The organism is Tengunoibacter tsumagoiensis (genome assembly GCF_003967535.1).
In the GTDB taxonomy this organism is placed as follows: domain Bacteria; phylum Chloroflexota; class Ktedonobacteria; order Ktedonobacterales; family Ktedonobacteraceae; genus Tengunoibacter; species Tengunoibacter tsumagoiensis.
Genome location: NZ_BIFR01000001.1, coordinates 3,970,358 through 3,996,662 on the forward strand (window position 1 = coordinate 3,970,358; position 26,305 = coordinate 3,996,662).

Below are 26,305 nucleotides of genomic sequence, written 5' to 3' on the forward strand. Positions count from 1 at the left end.
GGATTTGACAAATTGCTAAAATCTGATATATATTTTATTTTACAGTAAATACTTTCATTTCATTTTTTTGTTAAGTAACATCGCTGGCTCCTATCGTGAAATAGTTCTCTACCATTCACTTTTTCAGTGATGTCAACGTCTTTAATTGTTGTAATAGAGATTTGAATACTATCCTACCTATGTAAAGCTCTTCATTACTGCTTATTCCTATCGCTCTGGCCCGTACAATGAAGGGAAAATCTCTATGGCTCTAAAACCTGATCGTCGTCGCTGGCTCTCCCTTCTTTTTCTTATTCCGTTCATTGCTCTGCTCTGTACACCCCTCTATAATAGATACAATCCCACCCTCATTGGAATCCCTTTTTTCTACTGGTATCAATTCTTCTGTGTCCTCCTTGTTATGCTCATTAGCGCGATTGTGTACTGGTATGAAAAATAGCCTGCTCTCTTATCAACTTAGATGTAAAGCATTTTTAGATACCTTACCGACACACCTCTCCAGAGAAGCATAAAGGGACTAAAAACATGATGAAACTTCGACTTGATGCTCTGGCCATCTTTCTCTTCTTTTTTATTATTGTGACAATAATTGGCTTCTTTGCCGCACGCTGGCAAAAGGGGAATCTCACGCTCCTACCAGAATGGGGGCTGGCAGGCAGGCGCTTTACATCAACGATTAGCTGGTTCTTACTGGGGGGTGATATCTATACGGCCAGTACGGTGATTGCTATTCCAGGAGCAATGTTTAGTATTGGGGTCGTCAGTGGTTTTTTTGCGATACCCTATACAGCTCTGGTCTATCCTCTTGTGTTTGTGGTACTCTCCCGTTTATGGCTAGTCTGCAAACGGCATAACTATATTACTGTTGCCGATTTCGTACAGGCTCGCTTTGGGAGTGCCTGGCTGGCACGCGCAGTTGCCTTTACGGGTCTGCTGGCAGCGATGCCTTATATTGCACTCCAGATGTATGGTATTCAATTAGCTATCGCTGGCCTGGGCCTCCCTCTGACCTTTACCATCGCTGGTCAGACTGTAGATCTTCCACTACTCCTTGCTTTCTTGGTTCTCGCTAGCTATACCTATACCAGCGGACTACGTGCGCCTGTGCTGATGGCATTTTTAAAGGATGCCATGCTATTCGTTGTGGTTCTCGCGCTCCTTCTCCTGATACCATCTCATTTCCATGGTATCGCTCCCATCTTTGCCGCCGCACATATGAAGGCAGCGACAACGTACACGTTCTCTGATCTTATTCCAGCGAAGCAGCAAGTTACCTACATCTCATTGACAATAGGCTCCACTCTGGCGCTTTTTCTGTATCCTCATACGATCACTGGCATACTCAGTTGCCATAGCCAGCAGGTTATAAAACGCATCTCCATCTTTCTTCCCATCTACACGCTTTTACTGGGAGTCATTGCGATTGCTGGCTATATGGCTATTGCTTCCAATATTCATTTTATAGCTGACTTTGGCACCAATAGCGCTTTTCCGGCTTTGATGATTCAACTTTTCCCTTCCTGGTTTGCTGGCTTTACGATGGCAACGCTGGTTATTATCGCTCTCGTGCCAGCTTCGATCATGTCTATCGCAACAGCAACGCTCTTTAGCCGTAACATTTATAAGGGGTTTATCCGTAAGCAGGTTGATGCCTATGAGGAGACGCGCGTGGCTAAATTTGCCTCACTTCTGATCAAATTTGGGGCGCTTCTCTTTCTTCTTCTTGGTAGAACTACACAGATTGTCTATCTTCAGTTCCTTGGTGGGATCTGGATTCTCCAGACCTTGCCTGCGGTCTTTCTCGGTCTCTATACCCATTGGTTCAATCGCTGGGCTTTACTGATCGGCTGGGGGGTCTCTATGCTCCTCGGTACGCTGCTGACGCTTCTCAATAATCGAGCCTCTACCTATACCCTGTTTGGTCTTCCCATCTATATCGCGCTCCTGGCGTTGCTTATCAATCTTTTGCTGACTGTTTTACTGACGCCTTTGTTCAATATGCTCGATCCAGGTCAACGCTATGATCTCACACTCCCCTCCGACTATGAAGAGGAGCATGCTCCACCCATTCCAGCCGAAACTGGTATTCAACCATTTATCTAAACAGGCACCGCTTATCCTGGTAGCAATACGCTTCACGATCTCTGACGGTGCACAACCATGCTCTACAAGTCCTTCAAAGGATATGAAGGCCAAAAGGGTGGTACCAGATCATGTTCGCCAAAGGTTCTAATACATACTAACCCTTGCCCTGTTATGCTACGATAAAACCATATGCTGACCTATCGTTACAACATGTATTCATGAAGGATCTGACTAATGAGTATGCATGAGGAATTTTCGGATGAAACGGCTGAGACTGGAAGCGATGAGCTTCTCTCGGATGATCATCTTCGCTTACCTGAGAATGCGAGCCCACTGGTCCGCCTTCACGCCATCCGCTCCTGGCTGAAACGCCGGCAGCGCGAGACGGTGATTGAGATTGGTGAAGCAGCGCTGCAATTGCAACACGTACAACTGTCCTATGAACAGGAGGGACGTCTACGGCGCAGAGAGCTCCAACAACAGTCTGATCGCCTTACCCATATACAACAAACCTTCACAGAAGCACAGGAACGTTTGCAGGCCTATGAAGAAGCTGAAGCTATCCTGGAGGACTGCGTTAACCATACCACTGTTGGCGATCGCCTGCTCGTTGAATATTATCTCCAATTAGAAGATCTTGTCATGACTTACCAGACTGAATATAAGACCCCACGCATACAGGCTCTGGCCGATGTTCAGCAGCGCGTTGAACACGTTGGCATCGCTAATGAAGACGAGTGAACATGGCGCTATCTTGTTTGGTATAAAAGAACCCGCTTCGTGAGAGGATGGCGAGCAGGATGCTGGCTGGACAAAGAACCAGACCAGCGTCCTGCTTGCCATCCTCTCACGCTATCCCTCACCCAGTGGGACGATGGTATGCTCATCAAACTGCAATTTGAGATCCGCAAGGGGGACCTGCTCGTTCACGGGAAAATCGAAAAAACCGCTTTGTGGGCTATCAGGCAATTGAATGGCCTTAATCGAGATATATTTCGATTTGACTTTCGAGCCATCCGGCAAGATAAGGTCGAGTAACTGCGCATAGTCTATTCCTACAGCTTGCGATCCATTATTCTTCGTCTGTGCCATGATTCGTACGGTATAGGTTCCCGCCCGCTTACGATCATTGGAAAAATGGGTGGCCAGCATCGCTTGAGAAAGAGTAATATGCACCCCTTGAAAGTCAACCTCGTGCTTCAGATTGACTTGATCCAGCAAATTAGTCACAGTCACTGTAGGTGTCTCTGGAAGATCGCCCGTAGTGTTATTCGCTTCTCCTTCTGGTGGAGCATAGCGCACCGCCAGAAAGGTAACCAGTATAATTATTGCCACGCCAAGTGCTGAACCCATCCAGCGCTTGCGAAAAAAAGGTCTCTTTTGTGCCACATTCTGGGTTTGGGTTGGGTCGACTTCATTCATGACCGACACTGCTCCTGCTCTTCTGTAGATTGAACACAACGTATTATAACAAAGAAAACAACGGAGGAACCATGTGTCATCATGGATGAGAAAGCCTGGTGATGAGCTAGCCCAACACTTCTCGCACTTTAGCAGCTAGCTCATCCAGGTCGAAAGGTTTGGGCAAGAAGGCAAAACCTTTATCCAGTACAAAGTTCTGGCTGATCTGATTGGCCTGATAGCCACTGACAAAGAGGAAACGCGTCTCTGGTCTCCGCTCTGAGATGGCATTGTAGAGCTCTTTACCTTTCATTTTAGGCGTCATCAGGTCGGAAACGACAAGAGCAATCTCCTGTTCACGCTCCTGGAAAAGTTGCCAGCCCTCAAATCCATCCGAAGCGCTCACTACGGTATATCCATATTCCCCTAAAGCCTCTTCCATTAAACACCGCAGATCTGGATCATCTTCAACGACCAGAATGACTTCGTTTCCACCCTGTAATGTCTCAATATCTCGACGCTCTGCTACTATAGGGGTGATCTGCTGCGCAGAGGCTTCAACAGTAGGTAGATAGAGTGTAAAAGTGGTTCCTTCCCCTGGAACGCTTTCAACATCAATAAATCCATTATGCTGGCCAATAATACCATGCACCATTGAGAGGCCTAAACCTGTCCCTTTGCCAATCTCTTTCGTAGTAAAAAATGGTTCGAAGATCTGCGCCTTTGTAGCCTCATCCATGCCAATCCCGGTATCCTGTACCGAGATCTGCACATAGTAAGGTGCCTCTAAAGGCGTCCGACTTTTCTGCTGAATCATCTCTCGTGCCACGTTTGCGGTTCGAATAATCAGTTTGCCGCCTTCAGGCATGGCATCATGTGCATTCACACACAGGTTCATTAAGACCTGTTCCATCTGGCCAGGATCAACATAGACTGTTTTTAGATCTGACTCAGGTTCAAAGGTGAAGTCAATATGGTCTTCAAGGATCTTACTTAAAAAGCTTAATAAGTTATCAACAACGACGTTTAGATTAACATTCGTTGGCTCTAACATCTGGCGACGCGAAAAGGCAAGCAATTGCTGCGTCATTCGCGCGGCGCGACCGCCAATCTCGTAAATACGCGATAGATCATTATAGAGCGGATGGCTGGTCGTGATACGAGCCAGGCCACGGCTTGAATAACCGAGGATTCCCCCCAGCATGTTATTAAAATCATGCGCAATTCCACTTACAAGCAGACCCACACTCTCCAGACGTTGCGCCTGTTGAAGCTGATTGGCAAGCTTTCTGCGCTCGGTGATGTCAAAGATATAGCCTTTGATCTCGCTTAATCTTCCTTGCTCATCAAAAGTACCTACGACGTTCTCAACCACATAGAGGAGATGCCCATCTCTGCGCTTCATCTCTATCTCATGATAGTTCAATCTCTTCTCACGCATCAATTTATCCAGGAAAAGCTGGTAGTGATCATGATGGCAATAGAGCTCGCGCATGTTGGCCCCCAGGGCCTCTTCCTCGGTGGTAAAACCAAAGATACGCAAAAAGGCTGCATTACAGGTGCGCAATTCGCCCTCAGGAGTGGCAGCAAAAATTGCGGTCAGCCCTTGCTCGAAGATCTCTCGATACCGCTCTTCAGAGGCTCGCAGTTGCTCAATAGCCTGCTCATACTGCCTCTGTAGACGTGCTCGTTCCAGACTTTCGTGGACCGCCTGCGGCAAGCGATCAAGATGGCTTTTCAAGATATAGTTGCTAAGGCCTGAACGCAGACCCTCCACCGCGACTTCTTCACTTCCTGTTCCTGTTACCATGAGGACAGGCACTTCTGGATAGCGCAATTTCACCTGGCTGAGCACGTGCAATCCATTGGTCCAGTTTAACTGATAGTCTGTGAGTACAATGTCAAAATATTCCTCGGTTAAGCTCTCATCCAGCCGCTCTGCCCGATCCACTTGCACAAATTCTGCCTCCGGAAACTCTCTACGTAACCGAAGTACAACCAGCTCACGATCAGCCGGACTATCATCAATAATTAAGAATCTCACAGGCTCTCTCCAGCATTCTGTATCTTTACATAGACCATTGGTCAATGAACGTTCTCTAATCTCAGCCTTTAGAGTTAATACTCTTCAAGACATTGTTCAGTTTCGCTCTGCTCCTTTCAGAGTCACAACAAGCTCTCTTTAGCCCGTCCCTGGCAGCCTGACAAAGAAGCGACTTCCTTGCTCTGGTCCGGGCTCAACCCAGACCTGCCCTCCCAGCAGTTCTGTTGCTTTCTTGACAATAGCCAGTCCAATGCCTGTTCCCGGATAAAGATCATCTCCATGCAAGCGTTGAAAGATGGCAAAGATACGCTCATACTGCTTCGGCGGAATGCCAATTCCATTGTCCTCCACGCAGATTGTGACAAAGCTTTTCTCTTCTCGCGCACTGATCTTGATCTCTGCTATTACTCCAGGTGGCACGTATGTCAGTGCGTTATCAATCAAGTTCATAAAGATCTGGTTGATGAGTGTCGGATCTCCGTAAACCATTGGCATTCGTTCATCAAGGGTGATGCTGGCATCCTCACCATTCGCTTGTCTACGACAGTTCTCAATGACCTGAAGTAAGCTATAGCGCAACATAACTGGCTTGAGGCGCACTGCCCGATGCTCAATCCGTGTGTAACTCAATAGATCATCGATGATACGATCCATCTGCAAACAGGCTCGAACGATATTGCTGACATAATGCTTACCAGTCTCATCAAGATCTGTGCTGTAGTCGTTTGCAACAATCTGTGAAAAACCTGTAATTGCACGCAAAGGAGCCCGAAGATCATGAGCCAATGCATAAGCAAAGGCCTGAATCTCCTGGTTCTTTTTCTCTAACTCACGGCGATGCTGCTCCAGATCTCGCCTCATCGCTGTCCGCTCAATGGCATTGTGAATTGCTCGCAGGAGATTGCCCGGTGTCATCTCGGCTTTGACAAGATAGTCTTGCGCTCCACTCTTTATCGCCTGGAGTGCTGTTCCTTCGTCCTGTAAGCCTGTTAGCATGACGACGGCATAAGGGACCAGGCCATTACTCTCGTCCGCAAGCTCGGTCAGAAACTCTAAACCGTCGATATCTGGGAGATTATAGTCCAGTAGAATACAGTCTGGCTGTACGGTACGACACAGGATAAGCCCTTTCTCTCCCGTTTCTTCTTCATAGAATTGATACTGATAGTCTGTATCCTGGAGGAGATAGCGCCGAAACACTTCTCGATCTTCTGGATTGTCTTCAATAAGACAGATAGTTGGATTCTTCTCTGTCATCACGTCCCCGCATTGTCTGGTAACATGACTACCCCAAACCAATAATGGTTTAACATCTCTACTGCCTCTAACAATTTTTCTACCGTCATTGGCTTCAAAATATAGCTATTGGCTCCTTCCTGGAAACAAATCTCAATATCCTTGGGATCTGATGAGGTAGTCCATACTATGACTGGAATCATTTTCAATGTGTCATCTCGCTTGATATGACTTAACACTTCATGCCCATCCATTAAGGTAAGGTTCAGGTCAAGCAAAATGATTGCCGGGCGCGGATACTGCTGCACATCACTATATTTTCCACGTTGATACAGGAGGTCCAATGCTTCGTCGCCATCTTTACAGCGAAGCGTTGGAGTGTTGATAGATAATTTTTGTAGTGCCCACTCCAGTATCTCAAAATCTTCGTCATTATCCTCGACAATTAAAAGTGGATATGCAGAACTTCTTCTCATTGTGTTTTTACCTTTCAACAAGGGTGAAGTAGAAGGTGCTCCCTCTGCCCGGCTCTGATTCCACCCATATGTTTCCACTGTGGCGCTCCACAATGCGCTTGACAATGGTTAAGCCTGCACCCGTCCCCCCTCCGAATGTATCACGACCATGCAAGCGTTTAAAAATGCGAAAGATCGAATCAAAATATTTCTCTCGTATGCCAATTCCGTTGTCCCGCACGTATAAGGTCACACGTCGCATCCCATCCTGCTCTTCCTCTGGCAGAGCCCCTATTTCAATCTCTTTCGCTGGTTTGTCGTTGTATTTGATGGCATTTGAGATCAGGTTGCTAAATATCTCACCAACCCGGATACGATCGCACCGTATGGTTGGTAAAGGCTCAATTAGATGCACCTGTACGCTGTCCTCTTCGATTCTTCCTCTTACCATCTCCAGGCTTCTCTGCACAACCTCGTTAAGATCCGTTTGAACAAACGCTAGTTCAACCCTCCCAACCCGTGAATAATGCAATAATGCATCGATCAGCTCTCCCATTCTGGCACTGAGTCGGGTTAATGTGGTTAATCTGGCTATGCCTGTTTCATCAAGCTGATCATGATAGTCTTCCTCTAATATAGAGACGTAGTTACTTATTCCGCGCAAAGGCTCTTTAAGATCATGTGAGACAATATATGCAAATGAATCAAGCTCTTGATTACTCTCCTCCAGACGCTCGTTCAGGCTGGCGAGTTCTTCGTTGCGATGCAAAAGGAGGCTCCGCAATACACGATCCACGATCGCACTGCGTAAACTTAGGGCCGCCTCTATTTCACACCTTTTCCAGGCGGTTGCTGTTCTCTGAACAGTCTGACTCCAGGCTGCAAATGAGGTCCGTGGATGCAAGATGATCCCCTGCTGGTCGCTCTGCATAGGCTTCTCTGGATCACCTCCCCATGTCACCTGCTGAATGATCTCTGGACGAAACCAGAGCAGGTAGCTATTCTGTAATGCTGAGATGGAGATTACCAGTACACCACTGGCAATCTCTTTAATGCTCTCCCCTTCTTCCCATAGGGTCGCGAGGGCATTGGTTGCAAAGAACTCTTCAGCATGTAACTGTGGCCTTACCCACTCTAATAGACGTAGTCCCGTCGCTTGATCAGGTACTTTTCCTGATGCCAAATAACGGTCCGCTAGATAAATGGCCACTCCCTGGGCCTCTACAAGTTGAAGAATCCGTTCGGACTGTGCTTGCAATACATCTTCAACCCGTTCCGTTTGCAGCAAGAGATCCAATAAGATCGACTGCTTTGTTTTGACCTCCATCTCATACATGTTATCAGCAAGCTCTTCTCTGGCTGCTATCTGTAGAGAGAGGATCTGGCCCAGAAATTCACAGGCTGCACGTGTGATATAAGGTACATAGCGCTCGGTGGCATGATGGCAGGAGATTAATCCCCACAACTGCTGGTTTTTCAAAATAGAGATAGACATCGAGGCTCCTACACCCATGTTCTTCAGGTATTGAATATGCATGGGTGAGACGCTCCGTAACACTGATCCGCTAAGATCCAGTGGGCCTGGGTTATCGACTGAAAGTAATGCCGCCGGTTGATAGGCAACGTTGGCAATCAGTCGTAACCAGTTATGCCGATACAGTTCGCGAGCCTGTTGGGGTATATCGGAAGCTGGATAGTGCAGACCAAGAAATGGCTCTAAGCCCTCTCTTTTCGCTTCTGCAATGACTTCTCCATGCCAGTCAGGATGAAATTTATAGATCATAACGCGATCAAAGCCCGTCAATTCACGGACTAAATCAGCTGCTGCCTGACTTAAGATAGGAAGATCTCTGGCCCGCTGAAGCACTGCTGTGGAGGATCGCATGAGATGATAAAAATTAGAAAAAGGATTCTCTATTTGGGGGTTGAAAGGTTCCAGTTCGAGGATAAGCCGCGTACCTATACGATGAATGATCCCATCAAATATCTCTGGTTGAGGTGTACTGTGTACGGTGATCTGTAATGGATTGAGCGCCTCAAGATCCGGCTGCAGTCTTCTCTCTTGCAATAACTGGACCTGTTGAGGGTCAAGACAGCTCTCCAATGGTTGATTGAGCAGCTCCTCAGGTTCTCGCGCCAGGAATGCCCTGGCATTATTGCTAATCTGTACAATGCGCAGATCCGGCTCTGCCAGGACGAGCAAAACTCCATGAGGTTGAATCGCGCCAGGGATATGAATCAATTCTCGATCGCAATTTGTCAGGTCAATCTTTTCACTACTAAATTCACTTTCCGCTATTCTATTCTCATTTTGCCCGTACACGCGAACACTCCTACTCATGATGCTCTTTGTCTATCTCGATACGCACTCTCTTTCCTTCATTATCTCAACTATCGATTAACAAGGCAAGCACAGCAGTAAATCTACTAATCTGGGCATATCCAGAGCCCTCTCCACCCTGTTGCACCACACTAACCATCATAAGGGCTCTCTCAGGCAATGGTATATCGGATTGCCTCCTGAAGGAAGCAATCCCGTTACTATTATGAGGGCAGGATAAATTTTTGTGTATCATAGGTTGCCCCCAGCACATCCTTCGATGAAGCTCCCATCCAGTTATCAAGTACAGTGGCATAGACCGAACGGAAATCAGTGGTGTACTTGAGGTTTCCATTATGGTCTAAGTTCTGTAGATCAGGTGGCTCTCCGTAAATGCCTTTGCTAATCCCTTTACCCAACATAAACATTGGAGCTGCCGTCCCATGATCTGTTCCCTGACTCCCATTCTCTTCAACCCTCCGGCCAAATTCAGACCAGGTCATAATCATTACATTATCACCTTTGCCATGCTGATTGAGATCCTGATAGAAGGCAGCCAAACCATCAGCCAGGGTGGTCATGAGCATATCATGCTCCGGCTGCTCGTTTGCATGGGTATCAAATCCACCGAGGGTCACATACCCGACCCTTAACCCTAACCCCTGCACAATGGCCTCCGCCAGAACTTGCAGGCCAGCTGCAAACGAATTTTTTGGATAGGTTACACTCGGCTGGTAGGCTGAGTCGGCCTGACTTAACTGGAGCGCTCCATCGTGAGCACCAAGGGCGGTGGCATCCAGGAGTGCCGCATAGGGCGAAGATTTTGGATAGGTATTATACAATTTCATCAATGCCTGCATGCGGGCATTACCACCATCTAGATCGACGGGGTCGGGCTGAACACGATAATTTTTCGTATTCGTCAATGTAGGCACAGGGGCGCTAATCGATGCCAACGCCTGAGCCGTCTGCGATCCAATATCCATTGCGCGAAAGGGATGCCCATCTTTGTCGACCCAGCCCGAGACCATTTTCCCCAACCAGCCTTCTGTTCCGGTACCATTCAGGTCCAGTGTCTGCCAGATATCCATGGTCTGAAAGTGCGACAGGCTCTGGTTGGGATAGCCTACCCCTTCAATAATCGCCATGTGTCCCTGATCCCACAGATTTTTCAGCGGCGCAAGGTTCTGATGCAATCCTAATCGACCATCTAATTGCAACACTTTTTCGCCTGGTATCGCAAGCGTTGGGCGCATCTTACGATAGGTTGCGTCGGTATAGGGGACCACGGTATTAAGCCCATCATTTCCACCTGCCATCTGCACGACAATCAAGACACGATCTGTGGCTGCTAATGAGAGACGTGCCCCTTCTCCCGCCAACGATTGAGCGGAGGCAACTCCACGGCTAAAGATGGCTGGCATGACCATTCCAGCCGAGACGACCATCATCCCATCTTTTAACAGTGCTCTACGCGAAAGTCTCATGACCTCTCTGCTCCTCTCTTAGTTCAACTGATATTCTGGCAATGATAATAACAAGTAGAGAGCTCCACGGACATTGCTGATCGGATAGCTCTTCCCATTTCCCAATGTGATCTGTGGCTCAGTCTTCCCTTTTTTTCCGGCCTTTGTCGAGACGGCTGTTGTTGCCTGAGTACCTGACTGCAATGACGTTGTAAAGTAGCTGACCAGTTCGCTCTTGCGCCCGGCATCTAAACGTCCATCCAGCAGAAACGAACTAAAGTAGTCCACAAACTGCTCCGGTGTGCTGATATGCTGATCGTTCACCAGTTTCTGAAGGTCAAGCCCGGGATATGAGACGTTTTTGGCTTTTGTTCCCATGAGCACCAGATTAATATAGTTGAGCCGCGCCATCCAGGTCCCACTATTTAACCAGTAAGCGCTCACTTTGTCCGCAGGCCAGCCCGCAACATTCGGTGGATTGAAGAGCTCTTGACCCATGGACATGACCTCTGCTGGCAGCCCATTGCCATTTCCCTGGATACCTAACGCTCGCTGGATGCCAACAACAAATTCGGTTGGCGATTTGATACGACTGCGATAGGCTTTGTCAGATTGAAATTGTGGCGAGAGTAGAAGCGTCTTCATGACTGCTCCCATGTTATGATTGCTCTGATTATAGCTATCCACCAGGGGCTTTAGATCGTTCTGGCTCGGATTCTCATAACAAAAGAAGGTGAAAAGATGCTTACAGACAAACCATGGGGTATCTGGGTGATTCGTAAGAATACGAATGACATCTTTATAATCAAAATTACCTTTTTGCCCTAAGTATGTTTTTTCAGCAGTGTTGTGATCAGCAGCGACAAATTGCGAACCGGTCTGGTCCTTTGACACATGCCAGCCAGTTAAGGCCGATGCCGCTTCATAGACATCTTGCTGCGTATATTTTCCCAGGCCAAGCGTAAATAGCTCCATCAATTCGCGTGCGTAGTTCTCATTGGGAGCATTCTTCCGACTCTTTGTGAGGTCAAGATAGACAAGCATGGCTGGATCAGCGGTGATGCCTAAAAGAAGGGTATCAAAGCTATCAAAAGCATGGCTTCGCAGGAAATTATTCTGCGTAATCATGCGCGTGTAATACTGTTTTCCACCTACTTTAGTATAGCTACTGGTGAGAAAACCATGCCAGAAAAGTGTCATTTTTTCTACTAATGGTCGATTGGTATAGATCATACGCAGGAGCCACCAGCGCTGCTGCTCACGAGGTTGATTAAGATCGATATTCAACCCTTTGAGGCGATTCTCAAGCTCGGCGTCCGAGTCCTGCGAAGAATTCAGTAGCCGATCAACTGCTCCTTGATAGCCCAGAGCACTGTACTCTTTTACTTCTTGCGGAGAGGCTCCAAAGCCTGCTCGTCGCAGGAGGTGTCCAACCTGAACGCTGGTCTCCGGTCGCGTTGGGAAGACGCCTGAAATTCCCAGGTTCTGTGCTAATTGTGGCAATGGTCCCCCACCTTGTTCGCCCCAGGCTACCAGACCAGCACCACCGACTGCTACAGCGCCTGCTCCCGCTATACTCGTAAACAGTGCCCGGCGCGATAGACCACGTCGCCGAGGCTCTCTCTGTACGCGATGCGCCTCTGTCGGGGCATCATGTGCCACCAACGGGTCTTCTCCCATAATTGGGAGAGTTGGCTGCTCATGCATCTCCATGCCAACGTCGCTCCATTCTCTTTGCTTTCACTGTCAATCCAGACAGAAAATTGTTTTGTTCAATGGTTGTCCCCCTCCTCCCACACCTCACGTTCACTGTTCTCATTGTAACGGGTAAATCTCAAGAAATCTTCAAAATGCGATTAGGATTTCGTCTTGCTTCGCTGATGAAACGTGTTGTATAGTAAGCGCTGATAAGAGGCTCTAACCCTAGTATTGCGAGGAGACGATTGAAAACACTAATCCCTCAGAGTAAGCCCTCATTCTTCCGGAGATTGTTGACGTTTCGCTTTCTACCGACCTTCCTACTGTTCTCTGTACTCTGCACTTTTCTTTTATTCTACGCTCTTCTACCACTTCACGGTCTCTTTTTTCATACATCTTTACTTAATACATTGAGTCACCGCGTTCTGCTCCCCGCCCAATGGCTTTTTCCTGGTCGCGCTTTAACACCATCACTTTTTGGGCTTGATAATTTCTCTCCTGCCCCTTCTGTTAGTTGGAAGGAGACAGGGATTATGCTCGGCATCTGTCTGCTGCTCCTTTTCTTTTATCTCCTGGCGATCTTTACCCTACCCGAACGCATTCATCGACGCTTCCTCTTTACCTCAACGTTTCTCTTTGGCATCATCTGTGTTCTGACTCCCGTTGTGACTTCGCAAGATATCTTCTCTTATGTTATCTATGCACGCATGGCGATAATCTATCATCTCAATCCCTTAACTGCTACGCCTCTGGCAATCCCTAACGATCCAGCCTATCCACATCTCTACTGGATTGATCAACCCTCGGCCTATGGTCCAACCTGGATCTTGCTAACTTGCGCTCTCCAATGGCTGGTCAATCTATCTGGCTATACTGATATTCGCAATGTTGCTCTTATGATTGTTTTCCTTCGGCTCCTTGGACTGGCCGCTCATCTGGGTTCAGTCTGGCTCGTCTGGACTATTGGTGGTGAGCTCCAACAGAAGCAAGGCCGAATCTCATCTCGCACACGTATGCAAGCCGCGCTGGCCTTTGCATGGAATCCGCTTCTCCTCTTTGAGGCCTGTGTGAATGTCCATAACGATACGATTATGCTCTTCTTTATCCTGCTCGCCATCTGGTCCCTGGTTCGCCAGACGCCTCGCCGCAGTGTCACATATGCTCTGACAACGATTATGCTGGCTCTGGCAACGGCCCTCAAAGTGAATATCGTTCTGCTTGTTCCTGGCTTCTTTCTCTTCTTATGGACTCAACCACAACGTTGGCGTCTCCTCTCAGGAATGCTTGCAGTCTATATGCTTAGCCTCCTGACCCTGTATCTTCCGTTCTGGCAGGGGGGCGCTATTCTCAAGCTCCTCTCGGTGAATCCTGGGACGTATCGCAATATCAATTCAATCGCTGAGTTTCTTAGCCGCTTGATCAATAGTCTGGCTCATTTTGTGGGTGCTCCCGTCGCTGAGGAGATTGGCTCGCCTGCGGAAAATATTCTTCACACGCTCAGTCTGGTCTTCTTCCTGGGAAGTTATGGCCTTCTCTGCTGGTTAGCTCTCTTTTCATCGTTACGCCTCACTACCCCCATCCGTATGATCCGCTGGATGACGCTGGCCTGGTTCCTGTATTGTGTTCTGGGCACGCCCTGGTTCTGGCCCTGGTATGCTATCACCTTCTTTGGCCTGTTTGCTCTCCTTGCAATGGTCGATCGCGATCTCTGGCAAAAACAGCCTTTTTTACACTCTTTCTCTCTCTCGGTCAGTGTTCCCATCTTTGCTTTTAGCTTGCTCAGTCTTTACTGCTTCTATACATGGGTTCCATATAGTACAATGATTCCTGGAATTGATGGGTTCCGTTGGGCCTATCTGCGCGGCCTCTGGACCTGGGGAGTACTTCTTATCCCTCTTGGCTCTCTGGCTCTCCAACGTCGTTCAGCGCGGCTAGAAGCCTGAGCATCCGTTGTCGACAGCACCGTTCAGCCCGGCTAGAACGCTAAGAAACAGGACACATCACTTTTGTGAATACAGAAGTACAATCTTCTCTTTATGAGAGGAACATATCAGTACTACCGTTCACCTTTTCATTGACAGAGATATAACGCAATTGCTATGATTCGGCCACATATATTTTATTTTATAGTTGGAGAATACGGGCCCGAACTTTTATTCTGGACGGCAGTTTCTCTTTAAGGAATATCCATATGCCCATAAATGCTGATGAGACGCCTGCTCAACTTGGCGATTATCGATTAGTTATGGAATTGCCCGCAACCGATGCCATTCGAACCTTTATTGGAGCTCATGTCTCTCCTCTGCATACGAAGCCTTTAGTCTCTGTCCAATGGTTTTTTACGGCTCCTCTGGTAACGCTCGAAGCAAAAAAACAGTTTCTTCGACATGCTCTCTTACTCAAGCAATTACGTCATCCATATCTGGTCTCGTTCTTATCAGCAGGAATCGAAACGGCATCACACACTCCTTTTATTGTGACTGAACAGATACGCGCTAATTCTCTCTATGCTCTTCTTCAACAGAATGCCTATCGCCCACTTACTGAGATGAAAGCTTTGATGTTTATCTCACAGATAGGGCTTGCTCTTACGTATATGCATATGCATCAGGTAACACATGGCAATCTGTCTCCCCAGACTACGTTCCTGCGCACACGGTACGATATTCAGATAGGAGGGTTCCAATTACCTATCTCATCAGCGACCCCATCTCCATATACACAAGGCAGCAGTCAGAGTGGGGATCTTTATGCCCTGGCATGCCTGGCCTACACGCTCTTGACTGGTCATGAGCCCTTCACGACCACCACTGCTTTCGCAGACGATCACCCATCAGCAGATCTCTTACGCAGGCCTCGCGAACTAAATCCTCTTCTTTCCACACAGATTGAGGAGGTCCTTCTCACTGCTCTGCATGACGATCCAGCTCTCCGCTATCCCTCTATCCGCGCCTTTCTCAATGCCCTGGGAACAACTATTAGCACAAGCGGCAAGCAGCAGGTTCTCGCTGTACAGGCGATGGCACAGCCAGTCATGCCAACCTCTTTACCATCCACGCCGGGTGCAGGTGAAGTTCCAGAACCACAAGAATCGATAGATCCTGATACGATCAACGAACGGTCAGCGGAAAATCCACCGGCAGGCGCGCTTCCTGATGAGCCTGCGGAGGCTATCGTAGAAGAGGTGTCTTCATCTACGCTCGTAGCCGGTGTTCATACAGATCGTTTTCCATCATCTCAGGTTTTTACGCACAGATCACAACCATCACGCAATACAACCGCCGAAAAAAAACGCTCACGATCGCGCTTGCTTGCGCTTGCGCTGCTGCTTATTATGATCCTGGGCATCGTTCTGGCGGGAGTATTCTTTGCACTCATCCCCTCGTTGCCAGATCATACAGGAGTCATCAGACCAACTGTTACGACTCCCAGCCAACCACTCATCCTTACGGCCCTTCCAACCCGCGCAGAAGGTACGGTCCAGCCAACGCCCACTAATACTCTTTCTGCAACCAATCCACCTGTAGAGCCGTCGCCAACGGCCACGCCAACATCTGCCCCCAGTCCCACGGCGGCCCCTACGATAGCACCAACATCAGAACCGACACCTACTGCAACGGCAGCGCCAACTGCAACAGCCACGCCAACATCGACCATCTTTGCAGTAACCCCGGCGCAACTTCAGTCCAATAGCTGTGACGCTGGACAAAATTTCTATACCTGTACCTTGACGATCTCCCTGTCGTCATCAGCTCCAAAATCACAAAGCTGGTATGGTTTTGGGATGGGAGGATCAGCGCAATTCCAACCTTCTGGTGGCCGGCTCAGTCCAGGAGAGACACAGCAAATTAAAGTAACGTTGTTTACAACGTGCCCATCTAATGGCTATACGTTGTTCGTTGGAAATTCAACAAACAACATCATTATTCCCTGGAATTGTTAAGCACTATTCATCAATTCGCTCAACGATGGGGGTAGAAGTATGGTATGAGCTTAGAGGTGGGATAAAGGAGTGGACAATATCGAGGAGGTCACGAACGTGAAACGGTTTGACGATAACACGTTCAACACCAAGACTATCCGCATCCGGGCTCGTATTGGCAGCAGTGATAACCACAATGGCTGGTCGAGGGGAGGGCATATGATGTTCTTCCCATTGTCTATGCAAGTGCTCCAAAAATGTACGGCCACTCATGCCTGGCATCGCAAGGTCTAACAAGATAACAGCGGGATAGCAGCCTTCACTGGCTGCATTCTTGATCCAATCCAGTGCCTCCTGTCCTTCCGCCGCCTCTGCTGGCTCAAAACCATCTAACTCAAGGGCCCAGGAGACCATATCGCGGATAGCTGGATTATCGTCCACTACCAGTACAACTGGCGATCGCCCCTCTTCATACTGCGGATACTTCATGCACTCTCTCAAATCTCTTCATCTTATGAGCAACCAGTGAGAATAACAACATACTCTTCTTCTCGAAGCACTGTTATCTCTGCTACTAGCAGTGACAGTAAAATGAGATCTTTCTTAAAAATTTTGTTGAAGAAAAGCTCGTACCTGAGCCAGAAATGCTTCTGGCTGCTCTAAACATGTGAGATGTCCAGACTGAGCAAGCACAACACATTGCGCTTTGGGGATATGCTCCACATAGCGCTGCACCAGATCTGGAGGCGTGACCAGATCCTGCTCGCCAACGATGACCAGGGTTGGACAAACAATCTGTGCCAGGAGATCAGATGCATCCTCTCGCTCGGCCATCCCTCGCGAAGCTGCGGCAATCGCCTGGACAGTATTCGCAGCAATCAGTTGCCGCACTCGTACTTCAACTTCTGGCTGCTGTCTCCTGGTCCGTTCAGCAAGCAACCTGGGAATTTGTAGATCGGCAACAGCCTGGGTGCCTCTGGTGAGGGCCAGTTCAGCCAGCCTCTCTCGATTGATCTTCCCCTCTTCAGTATCGGCAGCTGGCTTCGTATCTGCAAAGATGAGTCCTGCAATGCGTTGGGGGTATTTTCGGAGCATCGCAAAGGCAACATAACCCCCCATTGAGAGGCCACAGAGGACGGCCTGCTTCATTCCAAGCGCGTCCATCAATGCTACAATATCATCTGCCACTGTCTCCATGGTGAGAATACCGTTGCTTAAGCTACTTTCGCCAAAGCCACGATAATCACACGCCACCAACCGATAACGCTGCTCGCTAAGAAGCGCTGTCATCAGCTCGGTCCACATGCTTCGGTTGAGAGGGAAAGCATGAAGAAAGAGAACGGGCAACCCTATCCCATGATCATCATAGGAGATATCAACCCCATTGATGCTTATTTTCACTGCTATGCCTGCTCTCTGGTGGCATCATCTGCCTGCTCGTGGGCATGATACGAGCTACGCACAAACGGCCCGGATGCGACATGGCGAAAACCCATCTTCTGTCCCTCGATCTTCAGAGCCTCGAACTCTTCTCTGGGCACGTAACGCTGGATCGGCAGGTGCTTGAACGATGGGCGCAGGTACTGTCCAATGGTGAGTATATCAACATCATGCTCGCGCATATCACGCATAACCTGCAAAACTTCGTCTGTCGTCTCGCCTAATCCCAGCATAAAGCCTGATTTGGTCGCGATAGCCGGGTTCATCTCTTTGGACCATTTCAACACCTGGAGCGAGCGCTCATACACGGCCTGCGGTCGCACTGTTCGATACAGCCGTGGAATGGTCTCAACATTATGATTAAACACGGCTGGCTTCGCGTCAATAACGACCTGGAGCGCTTCACGCACACCTTTAAAGTCTGGCGTGAGGACTTCGACTTTACACTCTGGATTGAGCCGCTTGATCCAGCGAATTGTGGAAGCAAAGACACCAGCTCCACCATCTTTGAGCTCATCGCGGTTCACTGAGGTCACAACCGCATAGCGCAATCCCATCTGTTGTACGGCCTCGGCCACACGTTTGGGCTCCTCCCAATCTAAGCCCAATGGACGGCCTGTATCGACGGCGCAGAAGCCACAACTGCGCGTACAGACGCTTCCTAAGATCATAAAGGTCGCCGTTTTATGGCTCCAACATTCGCCAATATTTGGGCAACGAGCCTCCTCACAGACGGTATGGAGAGATTGTCCACGCATCAGAGTCTTGAGATTCTGGTAGTTCTCTCCTTTAGGAGCTTTGATCCTGAGCCATTCAGGACGACGCTCCGGGATGATGGTCGTCATGCTACTTTTCCCTTGTTCTAGCGTTGCTACCTTGAACCTGCTTGCTTCTGCCTTTGACGACGAAGGAAACAGGTCCGATCAGTAGAGAGTATCTGTTCCATATTGTCTAATAGACGTCGATCTCGCGACCATAACTCTGCAATTTTGTGCGTATGGCCTGCAAGAAACCACCCGCTCCTGCACCATCGAGGATACGATGATCAAAGGAGAGACTGATGTACATCATCGAGCGGACTGCAATTGCGTCGTCTTCGATGACTACAGGACGTTTTACCACCGCATCCATGCTTAAAATTCCGGCATGGGGTTGGTTGATGATGGGCATCGATATAATTGTACCAAATACACCAGGATTATTCACTACAAACGTGCTATTTTGCAGATCCTGAACGGTCAGTTTATTGGCCCGCGCTCGCTGTGCCAGCTGGTTGACCTGCCGCGCTAATCCAGCTACGGTAAGCTGATCGGCGTCATAGATGGTCGGAACGACCAGACCGGTCTCGGTTGCAACGGCCATTCCAAGGTTGATCCGCTTTTTGATGATAATCTTATTATCTTCTGTCCAGGTGGAGTTCATCAATGGGATCTTGCGCAATCCTTCACAGACGGCCTTCATGACAAAGGGCACAAAGCTAATTCCATACCCCTCGCGCTGCTTGAAATCTTCTTTGTTCTTTGCCAGCCACTTCGCAATGTTGGTCATATCCACTTCTACGACAGTGGTGGCATGTGGGGATGTCCGCTTGCTACGCACCATATGCTCGGCGATAGCCAGCCGCATCCGGCTGGGGACCAGGATCTCTTCGTCTACCCCTGCTACTGTTTCGCTTTTCAGCGCTGGCACTTCAGTAGTGGCTTTCTGGCCGTTTTGATGCAGGCTGTTTGTGGCAACAACCTGTGGTGCTATGGTCGGAGCCGTCCTGCGCTGCTCTACGTAACTGAGAATATCTTCTTTGCGCACACGGCCACCGGCTCCGGTTCCATGAATGATGTTGAGATCAATGCCATGTTCATACGCCAGACGTCTGGCAAGAGGCGAGATCCGCTGCCTCTCTTCTTCTGTTCGTCTTCCAGCTGAGGTGGCTCCTGCTTCCAGATTGCCATTGAGCCCTCCCCCAGAGATGCGCTCAGACTCGTGAAGCGGTGTCGCCGCCTCCTGTAAAGAGTCCACTGGTGAGGCGTCAGGCCCGCTATGACTCTGCGCTTCCTCGGCACTTTCTTCAATCAGGGCGATCGCAGCTCCCACTGACACCGTTTCATCAACGTTGACCAGGATTTTGGCCAGGCGGCCCGCTACTGGCGAGGGGAGCTCTGCGTTGATCTTATCAGTGATCACCTCTGCAAGCGCTTCGTCTCGCTCGACATAATCACCTTCGTTTTTCAACCAGGCTCCAATCGTCCCCTCTGCTACCGATTCCCCTAAGCGAGGCATCGTTACCGACGTTGGCATAAGTAGCCTCCCTCTTCACATACTAGGCATAGACAACTGACATCCTCTAAGACAGCATACATATAGTTTACCTCAAGTCCTGTTCTGGTCTAATACGCAGCAAGTTGCCTGGCCGCCGATAGGATCTTGTCGGCATTCGGCAGGTATGCTTGCTCCAGGGGTGGTGCATAGGGAAAAGGCACATCTGGCGCTGCCACACGGGTAATGGGGCCATCCAGATATTCAAACAGATCCTGGGCTAAGATAGCGGACAGCTCTGCACCAATACCGCCCGTCAGGGTATCTTCATGAACAATTAACACTTTATTGGTCCGCTTCACCGATTCCATGATTGTCTCACGATCCAGGGGCGAGAGCGAACGAAGGTCCAGCACTTCAACCTCAAGATCGTCGTTCTCTTCCAGAACCTGCGCGGCTCGCAGACACTGATGAACCATCGCCCCATAGGTGAGGATGGTCATGTCTTCTCCCTCGCGCCGCACAATGGCCTTGCCCAGAGGGACGACATAATCGTCTAAGGGCAGCTCCTCACGCAACTCCGGCAACCGGTAAAGCAACTTGTGCTCCAGATAGAGCACAGGGTTATTATCCCGAATCGCCGCTTTGAGCAGGCCTTTGGCATCATACGCTGTCGAAGGGACAACCACTTTGATCCCTGGTGTATGGAAAAACCAGGCCTCAGGACTGGCTGAATGGAATGGGCCACCCTTTGTCCCTCCCCCGGAAGGACCCCGAATAACGATAGGCACAGGCATACCTACACGCCAGTACATCTTGGCTGACATGTTAATAATCTGGTCAAAGCCGCAGGTAATGAAATCGATAAATTGCATCTCAGCTATTGGACGCATGCCCATGAGCGCAGCACCAACCGCCGACCCAATAATCGCCGCTTCAGACATCGGAGTATCAATCACACGCCCGGCACCAAACTCTTCAAGGAGTCCTGCGCTGACCTTGAAAGCTCCTCCGTATGCCCCTACGTCTTCCCCTAACAAAAAGACGGCTTCGTCGCGCTGCATCTCTTCCCGAATCGCCTGGCTAATGGCCTCTAAATAGGTTACTTTGGTGGCTTTCTGAGGTTCTCTCATCGTCCTATGGCCTCCTCTGCCTTCCGCACGATGTTAAAGGGCTGACCTGTTCGACAATCTATTGCATTGATATAAGAGGGAGCAGTTGCCCCTGGCTCGCCAATGATGGCAATTGGTCCATCAGGAGCGAATACATAGTCAGCCACTGTCTCGCTAGCGGGGAGCGGGCTCTGCTCCGCAAAGGCTACAGCATCCTGAACTTCTCGTTGAATGCTCGCTTCTATCTCGGCCTTTGTCTCCATGGTCAGGATTTCCTTCTGCATAAGATAGGCTTCAAAGCTGTGAATTGGATCACGTGCTAACCAGCTGGCTCTCTCTTCTTCAGGAACATAATCGGCCTTGTCAGCCTCAGAATGCCCACGCACGCGAAAAGTTCGACACTCAATAATGCTCGCTCCATCTCCTTTTCTCGCTCGCTCAACCGCTTGCTGAACGGTGGTGAAGACGGTCAAAACATCGTTTCCATCAATGCTTTCGCCTGGGAGTCCATACGCTTTGGCTCGCTCTGATAGGTGTTGCAATGCGCTCTGTCTGGATGATGGGGTGGAGTAGGCATAGCCGTTGTTTTCAATGATCAGAACCAGTGGCAGACGCTGGACAGCCGCAAAGTTCATGGCTTCATGAAAAGCTCCTGTGCTGGTCGCTCCATCCCCACAGGTGGCCAGGACGACTCCTGGACGCTTACGCATCTTCATTGTAAGCGCAACACCGCTCGCTACTGGCAGTGATTCGCCCAAAATACTAATCATTGGTACGATTCCTGCATGCATATCCCCAATATGAAGCTGCCCGTCCCGCCCTAACGTCGCTGAGTTTCCTCGCGCCAACCATTGACACATCACTGCTCGCGGAGAAACTCCACGCACAAGATGCAGACCCAGATCTCGATGCTGCGGAACAATGCAGTCACCATCGCGCAACGCCATTGCTGCACCGACGGTTGTGGCCTCATGTCCTTGCGCTGTATATACTCCACCCACAATACGCCCTTGCAGGAAAAGCGTCCGTGTGCGGTCCTCTAGCGCTCGTGTGAGGCGCATAAAATAATAGATCTGTAGCAGGAAGGCCCGCCCCAGTTCCATAATACACATCCTTTGCTATTTCAGATGCACCTGTGCTCATGCTAACATGCGATTTGAAGAGGTGTCAAGGTGATGATTCCTCTCCTTTTTTGGCCTGTTCACACACTACAATCTCTTGTCTCAAACGCTTGATACGCTGACGATAGGCATCTTCGGGTTGGATATAGCCGAATTTTGGCTTGTCTCCCATGCTCACATGCCACTTCCGAAAAGCTAATCCAATCTCAGTCTGATAGAGCTCTTTGACACGCAACCATTGCTTCCAACCATACCGCCTGAGAACTCTTCGCTCTTCTTGTGTACGAACAAAGGAATGTTGTAGAAGGGCATACTCATCAACGGTAATAATACCGCGGCTCACTTCCGAAGCCAAAAATTCACGCAGGATATATACTTCATGACTCAATGATTTGAGGAGAAAATAGAGGATCACAATCTGAGTACAAAAAGGGGGAATATAATTGGCAATGACTGCAATCGTTGATATCAGCATGATGGTTGCATTGTCTGGCGATGCAGTAGCCAGGTCGTTGGCAAACTGGTTGATAAAATCAAAGATGGTATGCAGCCCTATTGCCGCAAGAAAACCTACTAGTGGAATAGCTATATGCTTCCATCTCAGACGCGTATGACGCACATATCCCAGGGCAATACCAAAACAAACGGTAAATGTAGAATGACACAGCCAGCCCAATACTATTCTGCCAACAAAAAGGAAGAGGATTAATTTTGGACTCTGCACAAAATAATAAAAGTTTTCCACCATGGCAAAGCCTGCGCCGATTAATGCTCCGTAGACAATGCCATCAGTTATGTTATCAAATTCATCTCGTATCAAGAAGAAGAGGAGCAGAAGCCCAAAGCCTTTTACGCTCTCTTCAGTTACGCCTGCCCGCAAACCTTGAAATAATGCATGCGCCAGTGCTCCTGAGTCCGGACCAGCAATCCCTACAAAGGCAGTATCCAATTGCTGCTCAATAAATAATGCTGGAGGAATAATAATTGCTCCCCAGATAAAAGCTCCTAAACGCAGAAACCAGGGCTCACGCTCAAAACGATCGATACAATTGACGAGCAAGCCAATGCCAATGGCCGGGATCAGGGGGATTGTAAGAGCCGATAAGATGCTCACTGGACCATCCTGGGTTAACGCCATAAGATCGGTCATATTATGCAGGATAATCGCAATTACCGCGCCAACAATCAAAAAAGCCACTACCACCCCAAATACCCACCAGCGTACCTTCCCACGCAATAGTCTCGGTAATGCAAACTGCATGGTGATGCCCGCGCTCAAAAAGCCTTCCGGCACTCCTCCACTGTCCTCCTCTTCAGAGATGATGTCTGTGTCAATCCCTGCAAGGACGGTTGCTTCATTGGGAAGCACGCTAATTGAACTCTCCTGGTCCTGCCACTGCTTCAGCTTTATCAGGTGATCTTCTACTGGCGATCCATCAGTTTGAGGAGGACAGGCAAGGGAGGATACATCGTCAAGATCTCCCTGTGAAGGTGCAATTAATTGTAAGGTTGTGCCACCTAGCACAAAACAGTCCTGAGGCTGGAGAGGGAGCGATTCCCCCATCGGGACGGTGCGCCCATTCACGCGAACAATATTCTGTGAGGTCAAATTATAGACACGCCAACCCAGCTCATCTAAGACTAAACGAGCATGTTCACGCGAGACGGTCGGGTCTAATAAGACCAGGTCGCTACTTAAGGCGCGACCAATAATCGTCTCACGCTGTGTAAGCAAGTGCACCAATCGTTCTTCTGGCAGCCATTCTACCGTCTGTTTCTCAGAGGTCTTTCTGGCCGTGTTCGCCGCTCTCACTCGCACAATACGCAGGACCCCAAAATTATCGCTTACGCTCATGCACACGTATTCCCAGTCAGCAAAGACTTATTTGCCACTTGCTGCACACATCTTTCTTTTCTTTCTCGGCATCTCTGACTGTCATTTTTATCTTTCGCTAATTTTAGTATACGACAACTGACCACAAAAAATTAACCCTTTTCCCTACCATTTTTATCTCTCAGTTGGTCTTTTGTCTCTCTATCGTAGAACAATTCGCTTCTCTATCTGGATGGACCGCTCTCTCTTCCATCCTTCATCTATAACATGAAGTAATCTGGCTCTATCGCCAGACGATCCAAAGATATAGACAATGATGCTATTATTACAAGGATATCCATTCTATTCTTAACGATTTGAGATTGTGCGATGGCAATAGAAGATCAACAAACGAGCAAGATACTGCCCCTTTTAGAACAGATTGCTCATTATCTTCACTCTCAGCAGAGTGAAGCCTATTTAGTTGGTGGGTCGGTTCGTAATCTCCTCTTCCATGAACCTTGCACTGATTGGGATATTGTCCTGAGTGGCGATGTATCCAGACAGGCGCGTGATATTGCGAATCTTCTCGGGGGCTTTTATGCACATATGCATGATAAAGCCAGACGAGTGGTACTTAAACGTGATCAGTCTGAGCTTGTGTTTGATTTCGCTCCCCTTCATGGCTCAACACTTGAGGAGGATCTTCGTCAACGCGATTTTACGCTCAATGCGATGGCTATTTCCCTCGATAATCTGCTCCTCTCGCTTCAACAGCAGGCTCCTCTCGCCCTGATTGATCCATTATCAGGAGCAGAGGATCTTCAATCTCGCACGCTCCGTGTGGTGAATGACACGGTCTTCCGACAGGATGCTCTACGCATGCTACGGGCTATTCGTTTTCGTATGCGCTATCAGCTTACCATTGAACCACACACGGCCAGTCTTATTCAGCGCGATGCTCACCTCCTGCCCAGGGCTGCCGTAGAACGCATTCATGAAGAGCTCTTTATGATTTTACGGCCACCGCAGGCCATTGAGCGTCTCCGCTTTCTCGATCAACAGGGACTTCTTCTTACACTTATCCCTGAACTTCAACCGGCACTGGGAATGCCCCAGCCTTCTCTCCATTACTGGGATGTCTTTGATCATTCGCTGGAGACGGTGGCCGCGCTGGAATATCTGGCCGATCATCTGCTCCAACCAGCCTCAGAGCTCGCACAATCTCCCCTGGATCTTCAACAGACAGGAACAATAGTTGAGCTTCAACGACTGCTCTTTTTAGCAGAAGAACAGGGTATCTTCTCATTCGAACACATCACAAGCCCAACGATGAAGCTCGGAGCGCTCCTCCATGATATTGGGAAAACATCAACCTATGCCGTCGACGATCAGGGCACGATCACGTTCTATCATCATCCTCAAACAGGTGCCTCGCTGGTGGCTCAGATTATGACACGCCTGGGAGCCAGTACTCAGGAACGGAGGCTGGCTCAACAGATTGCTGCGCATCATATGCGGCCCGGCCAACTCAGCCAGGCGGAGATCACTCAGCGTGCCATCCGCCGCTACTTTGTAGACCTGGGACCAGCAGGCATCTCTGTTGCCATCGTAGCGCTGGCAGACCATCTGGCCATGCGCGGACCCCAGCCTTTAACCGAACATTGGCAGCGCCATCTCAATGCGGTCCTGACCCTCTTAACGCGCTATATCTGCGAACGTGATACCATTCTCCCTCCTCGCTTACTACAGGCTGATGAGCTTATCCATCGCATGAACCTTCAACCAGGCCCGATCGTTGGTCAGCTTCTGGAAGCTATCTCCGAAGCTCAGTCTGAAGGCCAGATTCGCTCAAAGGAAGAGGCTCTCTGGTTCGCCGAAGAGTTTCTCCAACACAACAACTCCTGGTAACGACCCCTAACAAACGGCATTCCTATCA

At 49.1% G+C, this 26,305-nt stretch carries 20 protein-coding genes; 6 read left to right on the forward strand and 14 right to left on the reverse strand.

Features of this window, described 5'->3' with window-relative positions; all coding sequences use genetic code 11:
* The first annotated feature begins 244 nt into the window (after positions 1–244).
* From EL628_RS15635 to EL628_RS15645, 3 genes are all read left to right on the forward strand, one after another.
* Positions 245–439, forward strand: a complete 195-nt coding sequence (locus EL628_RS15635) for a DUF3311 domain-containing protein (protein WP_126580856.1) — start codon at positions 245–247, stop codon at positions 437–439.
* 86 nt (positions 440–525) lie between these two features.
* A complete protein-coding gene (locus EL628_RS15640; protein WP_126580857.1) occupies positions 526–2,103 on the forward strand; it encodes a sodium:solute symporter family protein in 1,578 nt (525 codons plus the stop codon).
* Positions 2,104–2,319: 216 nt separating this feature from the next.
* Positions 2,320–2,826, forward strand: coding sequence for a hypothetical protein (locus tag EL628_RS15645; protein ID WP_126580858.1), 507 nt, complete (start codon positions 2,320–2,322; stop codon positions 2,824–2,826).
* Between the two features lie 111 nt (positions 2,827–2,937).
* On the opposite strand, the gene EL628_RS15650 is transcribed toward EL628_RS15645, so the two are convergent.
* The 7 genes from EL628_RS15650 to EL628_RS15680 all read right to left on the reverse strand — a co-directional run bounded on the left by EL628_RS15650 (position 2,938) and on the right by EL628_RS15680 (position 12,720).
* On the reverse strand, positions 2,938–3,507 hold the full coding sequence (locus EL628_RS15650) for a hypothetical protein (RefSeq protein WP_126580859.1): 570 nt from the start codon (positions 3,505–3,507) through the stop codon (positions 2,938–2,940).
* A 106-nt stretch (positions 3,508–3,613) separates the two neighbouring features.
* Entirely contained in the window at positions 3,614–5,530 is a 1,917-nt protein-coding gene (locus tag EL628_RS15655; protein ID WP_126580860.1) for a hybrid sensor histidine kinase/response regulator, read from the reverse strand.
* A gap of 138 nt (positions 5,531–5,668) precedes the next feature.
* Complete coding sequence (locus EL628_RS15660) at positions 5,669–6,787, reverse strand: hybrid sensor histidine kinase/response regulator (protein ID WP_126580861.1); 1,119 nt, start codon at positions 6,785–6,787, stop codon at positions 5,669–5,671.
* The gene (locus EL628_RS15665) at positions 6,787–7,242 is read right to left on the reverse strand and encodes a response regulator (protein ID WP_126580862.1); all 456 of its coding nucleotides are present in this window, start codon (positions 7,240–7,242) and stop codon (positions 6,787–6,789) included. The genes EL628_RS15660 and EL628_RS15665 overlap by 1 nt, the downstream gene beginning before the upstream one ends.
* Before the next feature lie 7 nt (positions 7,243–7,249).
* Positions 7,250–9,562, reverse strand: coding sequence for an ATP-binding protein (locus tag EL628_RS15670; RefSeq protein WP_126580863.1), 2,313 nt, complete (start codon positions 9,560–9,562; stop codon positions 7,250–7,252).
* Between the two features lie 203 nt (positions 9,563–9,765).
* Positions 9,766–11,028, reverse strand: a complete 1,263-nt coding sequence (locus EL628_RS15675; protein WP_126580864.1) for a DUF1501 domain-containing protein — start codon at positions 11,026–11,028, stop codon at positions 9,766–9,768.
* 18 nt (positions 11,029–11,046) lie between these two features.
* Complete coding sequence (locus tag EL628_RS15680) at positions 11,047–12,720, reverse strand: DUF1800 domain-containing protein (protein WP_126580865.1); 1,674 nt, start codon at positions 12,718–12,720, stop codon at positions 11,047–11,049.
* 518 nt (positions 12,721–13,238) lie between these two features.
* On the opposite strand from EL628_RS15680, the gene EL628_RS15685 reads away from it, so the two are divergent.
* Both EL628_RS15685 and EL628_RS15690 read left to right on the forward strand, forming a co-directional pair.
* A complete protein-coding gene (locus EL628_RS15685) occupies positions 13,239–14,648 on the forward strand; it encodes an MptA/MptB family glycosyltransferase (protein ID WP_126580866.1) in 1,410 nt (469 codons plus the stop codon).
* A gap of 248 nt (positions 14,649–14,896) precedes the next feature.
* Positions 14,897–16,648: a protein kinase domain-containing protein gene (locus EL628_RS15690; protein WP_126580867.1), complete on the forward strand. Its 1,752-nt coding sequence runs from the start codon at positions 14,897–14,899 to the stop codon at positions 16,646–16,648.
* Between the two features lie 3 nt (positions 16,649–16,651).
* Here EL628_RS15690 and EL628_RS15695 read toward each other — a convergent pair whose 3' ends face one another.
* From EL628_RS15695 to EL628_RS15725, 7 genes are all read right to left on the reverse strand, one after another.
* On the reverse strand, positions 16,652–17,116 hold the full coding sequence (locus tag EL628_RS15695; protein WP_126580868.1) for a response regulator: 465 nt from the start codon (positions 17,114–17,116) through the stop codon (positions 16,652–16,654).
* 114 nt (positions 17,117–17,230) lie between these two features.
* Positions 17,231–18,028 (reverse strand): alpha/beta fold hydrolase, encoded by a 798-nt coding sequence (locus EL628_RS15700; RefSeq protein ID WP_126580869.1) that lies wholly within the window; start codon positions 18,026–18,028, stop codon positions 17,231–17,233.
* A gap of 2 nt (positions 18,029–18,030) precedes the next feature.
* The gene (gene lipA, locus EL628_RS15705; protein WP_126580870.1) at positions 18,031–18,912 is read right to left on the reverse strand and encodes a lipoyl synthase; all 882 of its coding nucleotides are present in this window, start codon (positions 18,910–18,912) and stop codon (positions 18,031–18,033) included.
* A gap of 106 nt (positions 18,913–19,018) precedes the next feature.
* A complete protein-coding gene (locus EL628_RS15710) occupies positions 19,019–20,362 on the reverse strand; it encodes a dihydrolipoamide acetyltransferase family protein (protein ID WP_126580871.1) in 1,344 nt (447 codons plus the stop codon).
* An 89-nt stretch (positions 20,363–20,451) separates the two neighbouring features.
* On the reverse strand, positions 20,452–21,453 hold the full coding sequence (locus tag EL628_RS15715; protein WP_126580872.1) for an alpha-ketoacid dehydrogenase subunit beta: 1,002 nt from the start codon (positions 21,451–21,453) through the stop codon (positions 20,452–20,454).
* Entirely contained in the window at positions 21,450–22,535 is a 1,086-nt protein-coding gene (locus EL628_RS15720) for a thiamine pyrophosphate-dependent dehydrogenase E1 component subunit alpha (protein WP_218028928.1), read from the reverse strand. The genes EL628_RS15715 and EL628_RS15720 overlap by 4 nt, the downstream gene beginning before the upstream one ends.
* A gap of 64 nt (positions 22,536–22,599) precedes the next feature.
* Positions 22,600–24,408, reverse strand: coding sequence for a PrsW family glutamic-type intramembrane protease (locus EL628_RS15725; protein WP_126580874.1), 1,809 nt, complete (start codon positions 24,406–24,408; stop codon positions 22,600–22,602).
* Positions 24,409–24,756: 348 nt separating this feature from the next.
* Here EL628_RS15725 and EL628_RS15730 point away from each other — a divergent pair, with 348 nt between their 5' ends.
* Entirely contained in the window at positions 24,757–26,277 is a 1,521-nt protein-coding gene (locus EL628_RS15730) for an HD domain-containing protein (protein WP_126580875.1), read from the forward strand.
* Positions 26,278–26,305: the final 28 nt, after the last annotated feature.